This window comes from Nostoc sp. DSM 114160 (genome assembly GCF_053470305.1).
Genome location: NZ_JBPFGO010000001.1, coordinates 1,709,022 through 1,725,970, shown reverse-complemented (window position 1 = coordinate 1,725,970; position 16,949 = coordinate 1,709,022). Strand labels below are relative to the sequence as shown.

The following is a 16,949-nucleotide window of genomic DNA, read 5'->3' as shown; positions in this document are numbered from 1 at the left end:
TATGAGTACTTCTAGCGTAATTGGGAGTATGCAATCTGCGCTTAATTGCGCTGGTAAGTGCGATTGTTGTAATAAATTGCAAGCACAGATTGACACTATCAGCGCTCGATTGTCTAATTTAAAAAACATTGACGAAAATGCAATTGTACAACGGTCAGTAAAGGCATCAGAAGCCTCTATTATTCCTCAGATTCCTGGCATAGCAGAAGTAACTGCGACTGCAATTGCATCAGGTTTAATCGCACCCTTGCGACCAAAAATACAGGATGCTGTTGACAAGGCATCTCAAGCTATAGGCGTAGCAAATTCAGCCGAGAATTCAGCGTCTAGCGCTATCAGCCGAGCTACAGTAGCCGACTTAAAAGCGGCTCAAGCAGTCAGAGATGCCGAAATAGCGACTTTTAGAGCGAACGTAGCGAACGGAGTTGCAACCGAGGCAGAGAGAAGGGCTGTAGCTGCTTACGACAAAGCGATAGGTGCAGAGGTTAAAGCGGTTACGGCAGAAAGCAGGGCTGCAAGAGCGATTGGGGAATCCGGCAAGGCTATTGTCGAGGCTCAAGGTGCGACAGCGAAAGCGGTGAGTGCAACGAATACAGCATTGGAGGCAAATTCAGCGGTAGGTGGTTTAAAGGGTGTAGTTGAAGGGCTTAAAGGTCGTATTGGTGCGCTAGGGGAGGCAGTTGCAAGGGCGGAAGCCTTAGCAAGTAAGGCTGTAGTAGCAGCAGCGAACGCCGTGGGCATTAGCACCGAAGCTCTTAATGGCATAGGTAGGCTTGCAGGGCGGATTGCTGAAATTTTCAACATTATTGGTACATTTGCAGTGTTATTTGAACAACTAGCAACACTTAACGTACTGGGTGGTCGCATTGATGCTGTAGAGAGTGGCTTGGCAGCATTAGGCAATTCTGTATCAGGAATTCTTGGAAAACTACTAGGTTTACAAAATCGTATAGGACGCAACGAAGTACTCACTACTGAGGCGAAAAATATCGCCCTTGATGCCAAAGGAATTGGTGAGGACGCAAAACTGCAAGCCGGGGCAGCGCAGGTGACGGCAACACGTGCTGAAAACTTTTCACAGATTGCCAACAGCAACGCCAAAACGGCGCAAACAACTGCTGACGGTGCGGTGAGGAATGCAGCGATCGCGAATGAGAACGCGACCACTGCCTACAAGAAAGCGAATGAAGCGCAAGGAATAGGAGAGCAAGCCAAGCGCATCGCTGGAGATGCCCTGGGTAAAGCAGGTGTGGCGCTGACTACGGCACTCACTGCGATCGCACTTTATCAGGGCGTAAAGTCGCTACGTGGTTTGCAGGGTATACCTGGAATACCTGGAAGGCAAGGAGAAAGGGGATTCCAAGGGATACCTGGCAGGGACGGTGTAACAACCGTGGTGACTCTGCCAGGTATTCCGGGCAGAGATGGCACACCCGGTAGAGATGGTAGACCGGGTATACCCGGAAGGAATGGTAGAGATGTGAATCCAGCAGAAGCAGCAAGTTTAAGAGCTTTAATTATTCAGCAGCACACACAAACTAGGGCAAATAGTACACTACAACACACTGGAACTAGGGCGCAAATACAAGCATTTATCGCGGCTGCAATTGCACCAGTATTGTTTATTTGCAAGCAAATATTTGATTTAGTAAACAAGGCGGGAGTAGTAGCACAAACTGCACTTTTGACTATCATCAATAACAAACTTGGTAATCAAGTAGTCGGTGGAATATCCGGTTTGGTGACATCAGTCGCAGAAAACACGTATGTAGAAAAAGCTTTAGCAGTACTGACTTTCGCAACGACGGTACACAACGCGTTGATACTGTCTTCTAACCTTGGTCAAACCCTATTCATGATTATCGACCAAGTAACAGCATTTATCCTGCCAAAAGGACTTGATGGAACGCCAATAAACATTAGTAATGTACTTGGTAAAGCTGTACACGAGGTCATTGTCACCACGGTAGGAGAGGCAACAGCGGCCCAAATACAACAAAAGTGGGATCAAGCTAATCGCATCTACCAGGCTGCACTAAACATCCATAACCAAGTGCTAGGACTTGGAGGTATTTTAACTGCTGGCTTAGAAGTTATCGGCGGGAATGTTGGCAAAATTGGTAACGCACTTCGCAAGGGTGGAGTACTTCTCGAAAATGCCTACAGTTATATGAATCCTCAGCCGAACTTAAAAGGCAAGTTTTTCCAGCAAATGAACCTCGTTGGTGAGAATTTGCAAGCGATAGCTTTAGTAACGGCAATACCTATTGCACTAGCAGCAGCCAAGGATGGTGTTGATAGCAGCGTAGCCGATCTCAAGCGGGAGATATCACAGACAGACCCCACAGACGCGCAAGGACATCCACTTCACAACGCCGATGGCACGGTAATTCATTACAAGCCCGGTCTAGAAGTGCCAACACCTATTGTTGAAGAACAGGCTGGATTACAAGCAAAAGCTGATAGCACCAATATCATTCAGGCAACATTAGACGACATTTTTAATGCGAATGATTGATGACAAATATAGTACCATCCACTCCCCCAAGCGATTCATTGCCGGATAATTTTGACCCATTCGAGCATTTACAAGCCGTATATATTCCTCAGCATAACGCAGCGGTAAAACGTTTTTTTAGCGACCTTCCTGATGATTGGAAACCTAATATTGCAACCTCTAGAAGTAGTTTAAGAACTGCTTGTACTATGCTGGATAATGACAATCAGTTGATGATGAACTTAAGGCATCATTTACTTTTTGATTTACTCGGATATGGGAAGTCTGATTTAATAATTTACCACGGGGCTAAAGATGGGCTTGCACCATCACCCGTCGGGCATCCAAAAATAGTATTGTACTTTTCACAGGATGAACAATCTATAACACCTGGCGAACCACGAATAGATGCGGAAATATCTTTTCGATTAATGAACGAGACTCAAGCTACTTTTACGCCAGAGAATGCACTAACAATAGCTCAAAAAGTCAAACAACACTTTGTTACCGGAAATCAAGGTGTGGTATTCACTAAAGGTAAAAACATTCATCTTTACAAAGATGAAACTCACGGTTATCGTTTACAGATTTACGGAAATACTAAGTCAGATATTGTAGATATTATACAAAGATGTCTAGAGATTCAAAATGTCACTTATGACGAAAACAAATTAACAATTAGCATTCCTGAAAAAAATAGTGACACAAATACTGCTTTACAACTTTCATACGGTAAAGAACGACGCAAAAAGCGATTTAGACCTATAGTCAATGTGCGCTTTAGATATGCTTTTGTAGAAGTGCCGGGCTATGACAATCATGTGTTCTTAGTTGACACAACATATCGGCATAAAGCTCTAGTAAAAATCACGTAGGATCTTACTCTCTTCAACATAAGTCAAAAACTTATGGAACCCTATAGGGTTCCTATGAAAAAAAATAGCCAAAATCTGGTGTTAGCTTAACTTGTACGAGATGAACACCAATTTTAGGTATAAAAAATGTCTAAACGCTTAAGTTACGTAGAATTACAAGCGCGGGCCGACAAAGCTAAAGCTAGAGAAGCAGAACGTAGACAAAATCTGATCAATAACCCAAAGCCATATACGCCACAGGCAGCTGAAGATTATGATACTGCTTACTACCGCGATCCTTTGGAAGCAGGATTGATTTTAGCAGTAACAGTTAAAAAAGAAGCTTACACAAAACTTGGTGGTTTAGCTTCTGTTGGATTATTGGCAACTGTTCCAGAGAATGCAGTATCAATTCCAAAAGTCAAGGGTGATAAACGGAAGTTAGTAACTATTAGTTGGTTCTATGGTGACGCAACTCCTGTAGTTGTCCCTGCAACAGCAACTCGTAACCGTTATGTCAAATTTTATGACAAGAACGGCAATCAATCTCACTACAGCATTCCATTCTCTGTTGCGACTGGAGCGTTTACTTTATCAACCATCATCACCAATTTTGGAACCTTGTTTAACAAAACTAACGGAACTAAACGTGATGTTCTTGGCGCTCATGGTGAAGTCTTCTTGAAATTTGGACGTGAAGTAATTGCACGTTTCTAATGAGTATTTCGTGGAATTTAATCGGAGAAATTCAAGTATCAGACAACTGGCAATTATTTCCTGGAGATACAATTAGTGACACTTTTCGTATCACTACCACCATCACTGATACCGAAGGATGGAACAGAACTAAGATACAAAGCGGTGCATATATACGATTTATATATCCCGACGAACAAAATACTAAATCCAAGCCTGTATACATCCCAGTCCGTGATGAAATAATTGTTTATGAATTGCCAGTTCCTCATGAAATGAGAGGAGCGGGGTATTATCTCCGGTCGATATCTTGCAGGTTTTCATCAAAGTGGGTAGGCAAGCTTCCACTTGCGTCATTTGCAGGTTGGAAGCTGAAGGTTGAAGGTTTTTTGCAGTAATCAAATGATTGCAGAAGTAAATTAATTTATTTCTGCAATTCCATTTTATTTAAAATCATTATGAAAATTGATATTAACAATGCTCTAACTATCATTCTTGGGTTACTTACTTTGATAGGAGCTATCTACCGATTAGCACAGGTAGAAGCCAACATTAACGCCAAGATTAGCAAAGTAGAGAATATTTTGTTAACAGAAATTGATTCTCTTAAAGATAGATTTGTTGATAGGTTGTACATCAACGAAAAAAAATTAGATGTGCATTTAACTGAGTATACAGAGAAGAAGTTGTTCGCAGAATATCGGCACAATGCTACCGACGAACTTGTTAAACACAAATTTAACCGTCTTCGTGGACTCATTAAGCAGCTTGCCGGATTCCTCAACAAGGAATCCGGCTTTATCCTCCGTGACGATGAGTATTAACCCTATGGGGATTCAACAAAGTAAAGTGGTTGGTTCGTAGTTTCACTTGTGGGGATGAATACCCCATCAATCCTAAAAGCAGTTTCTTTTAGCTCGACTGAAACAAATTGATATGCGTTGATATTGGCAGTCGTGTCGCCAATTATGGCAAAAAATATGCTAGGAAAAGCTTGAAATAAGCTATAAAATATTTTGTCAGTTTGCACCTAGATTTAGTCAAGGAAACATTGGATATTGAAAGTCTATCAAAAATAGTGTAAATGCGTCTGTTTCAACATAAAAAAAGCAGATAGTTATTCCTATCTGCTTTAATAAAAGATTCATTCTCTAATTTACATAGATACCAACTGATTCACTGGAGCAATCCCAGCCAAATCTAAAATTGGCGCGATCGCATCTTCACGCTTCACCGCCATCATGTGTACACCCTGACATAATTGCCGCGCTATCTGCACTTGTTCGGCAGCAATTTTCATCCCTTCCTCAAAAGGGTCTTTGGCTTTTGCCAATCTATCAATAATATGTTGGGGAATATTTACACCCGGAACACATCTATTAATAAACTGAGCATTTTTGGCTGATTTCAACAGAAATATTCCTGCCAAAATTGGTTTTTTATAACCAGCAGCAATGGTATCCATAAACTTTTCTAGCAGATCAAAATCAGTAATCAACTGACTTTGAAAAAACTGCGCTCCAGCTTCGATTTTACGTTCAAATCGACTTTGTAAACCCGACCAACTTTTACATTGCGGATCTACTGCTGCACCAACAAATAAATCTAAGGCTCCATCAGTCAAGGGTTTTTCATTGCAATCAACGCCTTGATTCATCTTCCGAATCAGTTGCAGCAATCGCACAGCTTCCAAGTCAAACACTGCTTTGGCATCTGCATGATCGCCTGCTTTTACAGGGTCGCCAGTCAAAGCTAAAATGTTATTTATGCCTAAAGCATGAGCGCCCATCAAATCAGCTTGTAAACCGATGCGATTGCGATCGCGGCAAGCAATTTGACAAATCGGCTCTATGCCATTCTGTGATAAAATCACCGACGCCATTAACGAAGACATCCTTAACACGGCGCGGCTACCATCAGTAACATTGACGGCATGAACTCTCCCCTTAAGAGTCGCCGCCATTTGAATCATGTGCGTTGGATCTCCCCCCTTCGGCGGTGCTACCTCGGCGGTAACTAGAAATTCACCTGCTTGTACAGCTCTGCGGAAGGCTGTGGGGCTATGGGTGTGATGCATAAAATTAAGAAATTCAATTTCTTAAATGGTATAGCCAATCACACCGAAAAGCGAAAACTTATAGAGGAAGAGAGTAGCCTAAAGCAGCTTTTACCTGTGATAAAGTTTGATTTGCGATCGCTCTAGCTTTTTCCCCTCCATCCCGCAACACAGACTCCAAATAGCTTTTATCCGCCGTTATCGAGTGATATTTTTCTTGGATTGGTTTGAGAGACTCAATAATTGTATCTGTCAACAATGGCTTGAACTGTCCCCAGCCCATATCCTGACACTCAACTGCCACATCTTCCTTTTTCTTCCCTGACAGCAATGTATAGAGCGTTAACAAATTATTACACTCTGGACGCGCTGGATCGTCAAAAGTCAGCCCCCGAATCGGATCGGTTTTACAACGCTTAATTTTGTATTGAATCTGCTCTGGTGAATCTAGCAAACTGATTCGGCTTAACTCTGAAGGATCGGACTTCGACATTTTGCGCGTACCGTCCGCTAAACTCATCACCCTTGCCCCTTCTTTGCGAATCAAAGGGGTCTGGTAACTTCAAAACTGGTTGTTCTGGTTTACCAAATTGGTGATTTAAGCGAGCTGCAATATCCCGTGTCAATTCCAAATGTTGCTTTTGGTCTTCACCCACTGGCACTTTATCGGCTTGGTAAAGCAAAATATCAGCTGACATCAGCACAGGGTAATCCAGTAAGCCTGCACTCACATTTTCTCCTTGTTTAACAGCCTTTTCTTTGAACTGGATCATATCTTGCAGCCAGTTCAGAGGCGTAATGCAGTTGAGCAACCAAGTGAGTTCACTGTGGGCCGAAACGTGGGATTGTACAAAGATAGTGGAGTGATTTAAATCAAGACCACAAGCTAGATAAAGAGCAGCAAGAGTGTAGGTATCAGCTGCCAACTGTTTTGGGTCGTGTGGCACTGTAATCGCGTGTAAATCAGCCACAAAAAGGTAATTTTCGTATTCGCTCTGACCTTCTACCCAGTTGCGAATGGCTCCCAAATAGTTACCTAGATGGTAATTGCCGGTTGGTTGAACTCCAGAAAGAACACGTTGCTTGCCCATAAATTTCAACTTAGTTATCTCAAATCCGCGCTATGTCAAGTGGCGATGTCTGGCGACAAGTTGCTTGCGCCTACGCAAAACTGATTTAATTTTGACATTTTCCAGGTCAACTCGCCGTTGTGGAATAAGAGATTTTAACTCAACTCCGATTGCTATAGAAACTCTTCACAAAGAAGAACGACAACTTAGGGACTTGCAAAAATAAATTATCCCAAATTATTTCTAGATTTGTGGGGCGCAAGGCCTTGCGCCCCTACGTACCCTGCGGGACGCTTATGCGAACGCAAAGCGTCCCGCAGGGATGGTATATTTTTTAACTGTTAATCCATTAATGTACTTTTGACAGCTTATAGAGTAGGTATTGTAAAGCTTGACTGTAGTCTGTTGTAAATAAAAAGCCGATGCAATGGCATTGTCAGTCGATGCAATGGCATTGTCAGTCGATACAATCGCATTGTTAGTCGATGCAATGGCATTGTCAGTCGATGCAATGGCATTGTCAGTCGATACAATCGCATTGTCAGTCGATGCAATGGCATTGTCAGTCGATGCAATCACATTGTCAGTCGATGCAATCGCATTGCAAAAGGTTGCGTTTACATAACATGACAATAGAAATACTAAACTGTAAAACGCCGTAATAAAAACTTTTTCTCCTCATCAAAGCAGTTTATGTACTTTTGATTTACAAAAATAGACAAAATTTAAATTCTTTTCAGAGAAAGTAGCAGTAATCTCAACATTATGAGTTAATTTTTTCATTCAGGAGAGTCTGCTGATGAAAGCTTTACTACTCTAACCTATAAAAATGCTCAATTATTTCTGGATTTACTAACAGACGATTGGTCTGGCAGTTTTTCGTTGCATAAATCCGCGATTATATTTTATGACAACGGCGGTTATCCTGCTAACTGATTACAAAATTATCTTTGCCGATGTAAATGTCTATCTAAAAATAGATAGAGCAAGAATAAAGGTAGTGGGATCGTAGCATCATCCCTGCAATGACCATCCAAAACCCGGATTTATCAAAAGTAAAAAATTTTTCAACCAAAATTTAATTAGAGGACTACAGCAATGAAAGTACTCTTACTTTACCCCCGCTTTCCGAAAACGTTTTGGTCTTACGACGAATTCATGAAAATAGCGGGACTTAAAGCATTTATTCCACCGCTAGGGATTCTGACTGTTGCCGCTATGCTACCAACAGACTGGGAAGTTCGGTTTTACGATCGCAATGTTAACCAAGAAACAGATGCTGATTGGCAATGGTGCGACATCGTGATTCTTTCTGCCATGCTTGCACAGAAAGAAGATTTTCTCGTGCAAATTCACAAAGCAGCACAGCTGGGGAAAAAAGTTGCTGTAGGTGGGCCTTATCCGACTTCAGTGCCAGAACCTGCCCAAAAAGCAGGAGCTAACTATTTGATTTTAGATGAAGGAGAGATTACAGTTCCACAGTTTTTAGATGCGATCGCTAAAGGTGAAGAACAAGGAACCTTTCGCGCTCTTGAAAAACCAGATGTAACCCAAAGCCCTATCCCTCGCTTTGATTTACTCAAACGAGATGATTACTTAATGATGGCAATCCAGTTTTCTCGCGGTTGTCCTTTTGAATGCGAATTCTGTGACATCATCAATCTATACGGTCGCAAACCACGCACTAAAGAACCCAGTCAAACTTTAGCAGAACTCCAAACCCTTTATGACTTAGGCTGGCGCGGATCTCTGTTCGTTGTGGATGATAATTTCATCGGCAATAAACGCAATGTAAAACGTCTTTTACAAGAGTTAATTCCGTGGATGCAGGAACGTAATTATCCCTTCACCTTCCTGACTGAAGCTTCCGTCAACCTAGCAGAAGATTCTGAGCTATTAGAATTAATGGCTAAAGCTGGTTTCTACTCAGTCTTTTTGGGTATTGAAACACCAGATCGAGACAGCTTGCAAGTCACTCGCAAGTTTCAAAATACCCGCAATCCCCTCTTAGAAGCCTGTCGTACCATCAATGAAGCCGGATTGTTAATCTATGCAGGATTTATCATTGGTTTTGATGGAGAAAAGGCTGGCGCTGGGGAGCGAATTCAAGCTTTTATTGAAGAAACCAGCATTCCTCAACCGATGCTCGGTATACTGCAAGCTATTCCCAATACTGCCCTCTGGGAAAGACTAAAACGAGAAGAGCGATTATTAGAAGGATTTGGAGGTACGGAGGTGGGGGATCAGAATTCCTTAATGAATTTTGTTCCTACCCGGCCAATGGCTGAAGTTGCTAAAGAATATTTAGAGGCAATTTGGAGAATGTACGAACCCAAAAACTATCTCCGACGTTGTTTTGAACAATGCCTGAAGATTACACCTAATCCCCAACTACAGCAGACAATGTATTTTCCCCCTGGCAAAGGACTGCGACTACTTGCAAACTTACTTTGGCGACAAGGTTGGCAACGGCAAGAAATTCGCGGTCAATTTTGGCAACAACTTTGGGCTATTCTCCGTACCAAGCCGCAATTTGTGAATATGTATTTGGGTTTATGTGCTGCTGGCGAGCATTTTTGGGAATACCGCCTTTTAGCCAGAGAGCGCATTACTGAGCAATTAGGATTCGATCCCCTGACTACGCCTACACCTGCAATACGGTTCGGATAAGCATTTTGAACTCAAAATAGGGTTTGGGGAAAAGGGAAAAGGTTAAGGGTTAAAGGTTTTTTATTCACCTTTCCCCTTTACCCTTTCCCCTTTAACCGAACCGTATTGCCTACACCTGTTGAAAAACCATTAGTCACAATTTAAGATTAGTTGATTGTTAAGCGATCGCTAATGTGTTTTTATGATGTTTTATCAATAGCGATCGCATTAATTTTGCTCACAAAAACCGAACTCTTAAATTCGATTTACCTCTGTGCTAAACTCACCTGTCCGCCAATTAACCCTAGAAATCCAGTTCCAAAGTGCTGAATATCCAAAAAACTTGCTTGCTCCGGTGAGGTTTTATAAATCCGAAATGTCTTCATAATTCCCAAGGTGGCAGCACTTTCTAAAGGCCCGACAAAACTAATATCTCGGTCGAGAAAATAGGTTTGATTAGCCCAGTAAGCCATTTGATTTGCATTTAAAAAGTAGCAGCCTGCGTGAGGATTAAGGGCACGGCGAAAGGTAATTGGTGCATTCATAATTGTCCCCTTGAGTTCTGGTTGCTCCTGAACATTTTGAAAAGGAGCAGTTACCCGCAAAGCCAAATCCCCATCAATGTAAGCTTTATGAACCAAACCGTAAGGAGAGATTTCATAACGATTTGGCTGGAGCAAATTTAAATTACCTGCTTGTTGAGTAAACCAATTTAATTTTATAAAAAACCAAGGATCGTGGATAATTAAGTCATCTTCCAAGAAGCAGTAATAATCATACTGATTGAGACAACTTTGCAGAACAGCTTGGCACTCAAAACCCAAAAGCATAGGTTCTACATTAGTAGAATGATGCTTATATAAATGAGATGGTAAGGGAAGCTGGTTTAAAAGATGATTATCTTGGGTTGTACAAATAACAATATCTAGTTCGTGAGATTGCGGCTGGTTAGCAGGAAAAGCTATTCGTTGAGCAATGTTAATAATACTTTGAGATTTACCAAATAATTGGTGTAAAGCCGTAAGGCTATTAGTTAACGCCCGCAAGCGAGGTTGCGGGTCTTTGCGTTGGGAAGCATGAAGACCCTCACCGCTAGGTTTGAAAAAATGGGCAATGGTAAAAATAATTCGCATTGTACATATCGCTTTTATCTTTTGACCAATGACTAATATTTACCAAATCCTTTAGAACTTGGACGCTTTTTCAAACTATCAGAAGTTTTGCCAGCAAACATCCATTGCAAATGCTGTGGTAACAGTTTGGCCAAATCATAACGCTTGATAATTGTCTCTCGCGCATTCGCACGAATTGCTTGCATTTCTTGAGGATTATTCAGCGCCTCTTCAACCCGATTAGCAATATTCTGGGGAGAAAAGAAATCTACCAGCAGTCCATTCACCCCATCCTGTACAACCTCTAAAACTGGTAAAGTATTAGAAGCTATTAGCAAACATCCTGCTGCCATTACTTCTAACATTGACCAGGATAAAACAAAAGGACGGGTTAAATAAACATGAGCAGAAGAAGCTTGCAAAACCTGAAGGTACTCATTATAAGGAAGTCTATCTGTAAAGTGCAGCCTCGATAAATCCAAAGATGATTTTAATTTTTCTAACATTAATTGTTTATAAGTCTGACCATCGGGGAGATTCTTCCCATAAGCAACCCGATCTTCTCCCACAACTACCACGTGGCATTTAGGTCGTCGCTGCTGAATTAGCGCCACTGTTTCCATAAACTGCGGAAAACCTCTATAAGGTTCCATTCCTCGTCCTACATAAGTTACCAACTCTTCCACATGAGAAAGATCCAGATTTATTCTTGGTAAAACTAACTTTGCGCCTGGTTTGGGAACAAAATAATTGGTATCAACACCATCATGAATTACAGTGAGTTTGCTATGATATTCTTTGGGAAACTGCTGACGCTGCCAATTAGTTGGAGAAAGACCGCGATCGCAGCTATATAAATCGGTTAAAATCGGCGCGTTTTTGACCCGGATGCGGCATTCATCATCAGCATTCAGCGGATCGTTGGGATCGAAATCTGCATCGGAACCGTGAGCGTGATAAAACCACTCGAAATAACACAATAATTCGGCTTTGGGGAAAACATCTTTCATAAATAAAGTCGGCCCCCAACCAGAATGACCATAAACTATATCTGGAAAGAAACCCTCTGATTTTAATTTTTCTGCCACCCGATAGACAGCTTGAGCAGTGAGAACAGCATTTTCCAGGTTGCGAACGTAGTGGTGAGTTTGAGGCGCAGCTTCACGAGAAGGAGTATAAATAGCTTTAAAAACGCCAGGTATTTCTCCTTCCCGACGATTTGTCCCAAAGACAACCTGGCAATTAGGATCTTTACCCAAAACTATTGCTAGGTTGCGAAATTGCGAGGGAAAATTGGGATGTAAAAATAAAACTTTCATTGGAATAATCTTGATTAAATTATTGCCAGATAAAATAAATTAAGACAAGCTGCTTAAGATTATAAGATTATTTATCACAACTTTTAGCAAGTAAATTTAGATAAATGCTTCCTTGAAAATGCGAAAATAATCGCAAATTCGTGTTATGACCATGAAATTTATTGGCATTGATTTGGGCTGGAAATCGCAACCAAGTGGATTGTGCTGTTTAGAATGGATAGATGGACAACTGCAACTACTCGATCTAGACCGCAAAGATGCCATTGCAGACATCCTCACCTGGATCGATCGCAGCGTCCAACCAGATGAGCCAGCCATTATCGCCGTAGATGCACCTACCCTCATACCCAATGCTACCGGGAGTCGTCTCCCCGACAAACTCAGCCACAAGTACTTTGGCAAATATCATGCAGGATGCTACCCAGCAAATCAAAACCTACCCTTTGCAGAGCGCACCATCAACTTTGGCTTAGAATTAGAATCGCGCGGTTTTGCCCACGCCCCCACCATAGAACCGCAAAAACTCAGCAGATATCAAATAGAAGTCTTCCCTCACCCAGCAATCGTTAATTTATTCAACTTAGAACGCATCCTCAAATACAAAAAAGGACGACTCAATGAGCGCCGTCTAGAACTAATTAAACTCCAAAAATATCTTTTTGATATTCTCCCTTCCTTCTCTCCTCCTCTGCGCCTCTGCGGTTTGTTCCTTCTTGAAATCCCCACCACAGGCGCAGCCCTCAAAGCAACCGAAGATAAACTAGATAGCTTAATTTGCGCCTATGTTGCTGCATACTGGTGGTATTGGGGAGAAAAACGTAATCTTGTATTAGGCGATCGCACCACCGGTTACATTGTCATCCCTCAAAGAATTTGAGCAAAGGCGAAGCCTTTGCTGCTTTAGAGTCCTTGCTGATGCTAAAAATAACGTGAGTTCGATGATCCTCTCCCGGACAACCTCCCTCTCCCACGGGGAAAGAGAGGAGCAACGAGAAATTAGGATTTTGGCTCCCCTCTCCGATATGGAGCTACCGTGTACACACAAATCTAATTTCTTCTTAAATCCAGTCGTTTATTGAATTCGGGCGGTCGTTTATTGAATTCGGGCGATCGTTTATTGAATTCGGGCGGTCGTTTATTGAATTCGGGCGGTCGTTTATTGAATTCGGGCTGTCGTTTATTGAATTCGGGCTGTCGTTTATTGAATTCGGGCTGTCGTTTATTGAATTCGGGCTGTCGTTTGTTGAATTCGGGCAGTGGTTAGGGTGGGGTAAAACCCAATACAGTTCAGTTAAGCTTTTTTCTCTTCCCCTGCCTCCCCTGCTCCCCTGCCTCCCCTGCTCAAGAACAGCCTGCCTGAACAGATAAATTTGCTTAACCCAAGCGTATTGGGGTAAAACCCAGATTCTTGAGCCAGTTCAGACTTGTGTATAGACCCGTAGCCGATACGGAGAGGGCTTGTCGAACTCACGTTAAAAATAGCATTCCGCAAACCGTATCGCTTGGTAATGGCAGAGTGCTAATCAGGATTAAAAAAACACAAAATTGTTGTTGCTTAGTGACAATCCAGCAGATAGTTGTGCAAATTGTACCTGAGTAAAGCCAGATGCACTACCATCTTGGTCAAAGAACAATGCACCTGTAGCGCTGTTGTAAATAAATCGTTCTTCACTAGTGGTTGCAGATGTTCCGATTGTAAACTGACTTGCTGAAAGTGAACCTGTTGATAAGCGATTTCCAAACCCATAAGCCGATAGCTGAATCAATTCATTAGTAGCGTTGAAGTCATAAATAGTATCAACACCCCTGTCGTAATTATAGATAGTAAAGGTATCAGTACCGTTCCCACCTGTTAGGGTATCATTGCCACTGCCCCCACAGAGCGTATCGTTGCCATTACTCCCCACAATGTTGTCATTGGCATCTGTACCTAAGATATTTAATTGTTCGATATTCTTGTAGCTAACCCGATTTGTGCCTGTCGTAATTGACCCAGTGTTAGTAGTAGCATTGAAAGTCGAAGTCATTGCTTTGAAACTACTGCCATAATTTACAAACAACAAATCGTCACCCTTACCCCCATCAATCGTATCTTTGCCAGCATAACCCCCAGAGAGGGTATCGTTGCCATTATTCCCCACAATATTGTCATTGGCATCTGTACCTGTGATATCTAATCGTTCGATATTTTTGTAGCTAACCCGATTTGTGCCTGCTGTAATTGACCCAGTGTTAGTAGTAGCATTGAAATTCGTTGTGATTCCTTGGTTAGCATTGGTATAATCGGCGACCAACACATCGTCACCCTTACCCCCATCGATCGTATCATTGCCACCATAGCCCCCAGAGAGGGTATCATTGCCATTGTTCCCCACAATGTTGTCATCGTAAACTGTACCTGTGATATCTAATCGTTCGATATTCTTGTAGCTAACTTGATTTGTGCCTGTTGTAATTGACCCACTGTTAGTAGTAGCATTGAAATTCGTTGTGATTCCTTGGTTAGCATAGGTATAATCGGCGAACAACACATCGTCACCCTTACCCCCATCGATCGTATCATTGCCAGCACTGCCCCCAGAAAGGGTATCGTTGCCATTACTCCCCACAATGTTGTCATCGTAGGCTGTACCTACGATATTTAATCGTTCGATATTTTTGTAGCTAACCAGATTCGTGCCTGCTGTAATCGATCCAATGTTAGTAGTAGCATTGTAATTCGTTGTGATTCTTTCGCTAACATAGGTGTCATCGTAAGATTCGTGGGAAGAGTCGTAATCGAAAGATAACAAATCATCACCTTTACCCCCATCGATCGTATCTTTGCCAGTAACGCCCAGATTGTTCCGATCGTTGCCACTAGTGCCCCCAGAGAAGGTATCGTTGCCATCGCCCCCAAAGAGCAAATTATTGCCTTTTGAGTTGTTAATATTCAAGTAATCATTACCGATACCACCATTGAGGGTGTTATTACCTGTTGCATAACTACCATCTAAGTAATCATCACCAATACCACCGTTGAGAGTGTTATTACCTGTTGTATAATTAGCATCCAAGGTATCGTCACCAGCACCACCGTTGAGGGTGTTATTCCCAGTGCCATAAATTCTCCCAAAAGATCCATAAAAATAGTCGTGGAAGCCAGAAACGGAGAGATAATCGTTACCAGCGCCACCAGAAAGCAAATTATTACCTGTTGAATAAATAGCATCCAAATAATCATCACCAATATCACCGTTGAGAGTGTTATTCCCTGTTGAATAACCAGCATTCAAGGTGTCGTCACCAGCGCCACCATTGAGGGTGTTATTGCCAGAGGTAGGATTGCCAAATAAAATTGAGCCTCCTCGGACCTCGCTGTAGTCACCAGAGGCAAAGAGAGAATCATTTCCATCGCCACCAATGAGCAGATCGTTGCCTTTTGAATTGTTAAGATTCAAATTATCATCGCCAGTACGAAAACGATCAGCGATGGAGTTATCGCCTGTGTTCCCAACAAGCGTGTCATTCCCAGCACCACCAATGAGCGTGTCATTCCCAGTACCACCTCTGAGTAAGTCATTGCCACTTTTGCCATCGATTTTGTCATCACCCCCCTGACCATTTATGACATCATCTGAGTTATCAAAGCCGTTAACATTATTGTTCAGGTCGTTAAGGAAGGTGACTGTATTCTTATTGAAGATGGTACTTTGGGTAGAGTTGGCATTGAAAACATCAAAGCTGTCTGTGATGGTAGTTTGCCCATAAAACAGGATATTGCCCAAGTTTACACTCGCTCCAGTGGATTTGCTGAGGTTATCCAGATTTTCTAAGGCAAAGTTTTGCAGAATGACTTTGGGAGTAGGGTCGTCTTCATAGTAGGTTGCATTTGCAAAGGTGATTTCCAGATTGTTGCCATTCTGGGTCAGGATCATATTTTGGGCAGTTAAGCGACTATCGCCCTGAAAATTGAGAGTGTCCACTTCAGCAATGACTGCTGCTGTTGGGTGTGTTCCTTTACCTACGCCACCAAAATCGGTGATGATATCAATATCATCGGTGATGTAGTTATAAATAAATTTATCATTGCCACCGCCACCAGTTAGAGTGTTGTTACCCTGGTTACCTGCGATGGTATCGTTCCCTGCAAGACCGTTAATTGTGTCCGCGTCATAAGTACCCAGTAGGTTATCATTACCGTTGGTTCCAATGATATTTGCCATAACTTTTATCTACCTAAATCTAGCTTTTCAGTAACTTCCGTTATCAACATGGACTTTATTGCTATTTTTGGGTACAAAAATTAAACGGCATTTTAAGTTTTTGCCATACTTATACATCATCTTTAATTAACACTAGTATTTATCAAAGATTCATCCAAATAATGGCTTTTACGTGACACTATCTAAGCCTTAAGCGCTGTACAAACTAATGAGCGTGTAGATTCAGGCTCGTGGGTCATTTCAGGCTAAATTAATTATTTTTGTTCAGTAAAAATCAATGAACAAGAATAATTAAAAAATCTTACAATTGAATGCTGAAAATTTATACTTGGTATTTGGTTTATTGCCAGCGTTTAAGTTCTACTAGAAGAGAAAATACTTAACTTTCACTCAGTAAAAATATTTTTATAACCTCCTTGCGAGCCATTTTATGTATATGTCTATCTTGAAAATAGAGAACATCTAAATAATCCCAAAATCTCAGATTGACT

General features: G+C 41.8%; 12 protein-coding genes and 2 pseudogenes. 8 read left to right on the top strand and 6 right to left on the bottom strand.

Going from position 1 to position 16,949, the window contains the following annotated elements:
• Positions 1-28 precede the first annotated feature (28 nt).
• From NSTCB13_RS07920 to NSTCB13_RS07900, 5 genes are all read left to right on the top strand, one after another.
• On the top strand, positions 29-2,518 hold the full coding sequence (locus NSTCB13_RS07920) for a hypothetical protein (RefSeq protein WP_448271889.1): 2,490 nt from the start codon (positions 29-31) through the stop codon (positions 2,516-2,518).
• Complete coding sequence (locus NSTCB13_RS07915) at positions 2,518-3,372, top strand: hypothetical protein (protein WP_448271888.1); 855 nt, start codon at positions 2,518-2,520, stop codon at positions 3,370-3,372. The genes NSTCB13_RS07920 and NSTCB13_RS07915 overlap by 1 nt, the downstream gene beginning before the upstream one ends.
• Positions 3,373-3,498: 126 nt before the next feature.
• Positions 3,499-4,068, top strand: coding sequence for a hypothetical protein (locus NSTCB13_RS07910; RefSeq protein ID WP_448271887.1), 570 nt, complete (start codon positions 3,499-3,501; stop codon positions 4,066-4,068).
• Positions 4,068-4,445, top strand: a complete 378-nt coding sequence (locus NSTCB13_RS07905) for a hypothetical protein (RefSeq protein WP_448271886.1) — start codon at positions 4,068-4,070, stop codon at positions 4,443-4,445. Before NSTCB13_RS07910 ends, NSTCB13_RS07905 begins: the two co-directional genes overlap by 1 nt.
• 60 nt (positions 4,446-4,505) lie before the next feature.
• Complete coding sequence (locus NSTCB13_RS07900) at positions 4,506-4,871, top strand: hypothetical protein (RefSeq protein WP_448271885.1); 366 nt, start codon at positions 4,506-4,508, stop codon at positions 4,869-4,871.
• Between the two features lie 11 nt (positions 4,872-4,882).
• Here NSTCB13_RS07900 and NSTCB13_RS07895 read toward each other — a convergent pair.
• The 3 genes and pseudogenes from NSTCB13_RS07895 to trpS all read right to left on the bottom strand — a co-directional run.
• Positions 4,883-5,077, bottom strand: a pseudogene (locus tag NSTCB13_RS07895) (DUF2887 domain-containing protein); the annotation flags it as partial.
• Positions 5,078-5,203: 126 nt separating this feature from the next.
• Complete coding sequence (locus tag NSTCB13_RS07890) at positions 5,204-6,124, bottom strand: methylenetetrahydrofolate reductase (RefSeq protein ID WP_448271884.1); 921 nt, start codon at positions 6,122-6,124, stop codon at positions 5,204-5,206.
• Positions 6,125-6,182: 58 nt separating this feature from the next.
• Positions 6,183-7,194, bottom strand: a pseudogene (trpS, locus tag NSTCB13_RS07885) (tryptophan--tRNA ligase).
• Between the two features lie 406 nt (positions 7,195-7,600).
• Between trpS and NSTCB13_RS07880 the strand changes: the two are divergent.
• Positions 7,601-7,798: a hypothetical protein gene (locus NSTCB13_RS07880; RefSeq protein WP_448271883.1), complete on the top strand. Its 198-nt coding sequence runs from the start codon at positions 7,601-7,603 to the stop codon at positions 7,796-7,798.
• Positions 7,799-8,271: 473 nt separating this feature from the next.
• Positions 8,272-9,843: a B12-binding domain-containing radical SAM protein gene (locus tag NSTCB13_RS07875; RefSeq protein WP_448271882.1), complete on the top strand. Its 1,572-nt coding sequence runs from the start codon at positions 8,272-8,274 to the stop codon at positions 9,841-9,843.
• Positions 9,844-10,088: 245 nt separating this feature from the next.
• Here NSTCB13_RS07875 and NSTCB13_RS07870 read toward each other — a convergent pair whose 3' ends face one another.
• Both NSTCB13_RS07870 and NSTCB13_RS07865 read right to left on the bottom strand, forming a co-directional pair.
• Positions 10,089-10,955: a calcium-binding protein gene (locus NSTCB13_RS07870; RefSeq protein WP_445629045.1), complete on the bottom strand. Its 867-nt coding sequence runs from the start codon at positions 10,953-10,955 to the stop codon at positions 10,089-10,091.
• Positions 10,956-10,987: 32 nt separating this feature from the next.
• Positions 10,988-12,253 carry a glycosyltransferase family 4 protein gene (locus tag NSTCB13_RS07865; protein WP_448271881.1) on the bottom strand — a complete coding sequence of 422 codons (1,266 nt, stop codon included), beginning with the start codon at positions 12,251-12,253 and terminating at the stop codon, positions 10,988-10,990.
• Positions 12,254-12,404: 151 nt separating this feature from the next.
• On the opposite strand from NSTCB13_RS07865, the gene NSTCB13_RS07860 reads away from it, so the two are divergent.
• A complete protein-coding gene (locus tag NSTCB13_RS07860) occupies positions 12,405-13,130 on the top strand; it encodes a DUF429 domain-containing protein (RefSeq protein ID WP_445629043.1) in 726 nt (241 codons plus the stop codon).
• 652 nt (positions 13,131-13,782) lie between these two features.
• Here the strand turns inward: NSTCB13_RS07860 and NSTCB13_RS07855 are convergent.
• Positions 13,783-16,458, bottom strand: coding sequence for a beta strand repeat-containing protein (locus tag NSTCB13_RS07855; protein WP_448271880.1), 2,676 nt, complete (start codon positions 16,456-16,458; stop codon positions 13,783-13,785).
• Positions 16,459-16,949 lie beyond the last annotated feature (491 nt).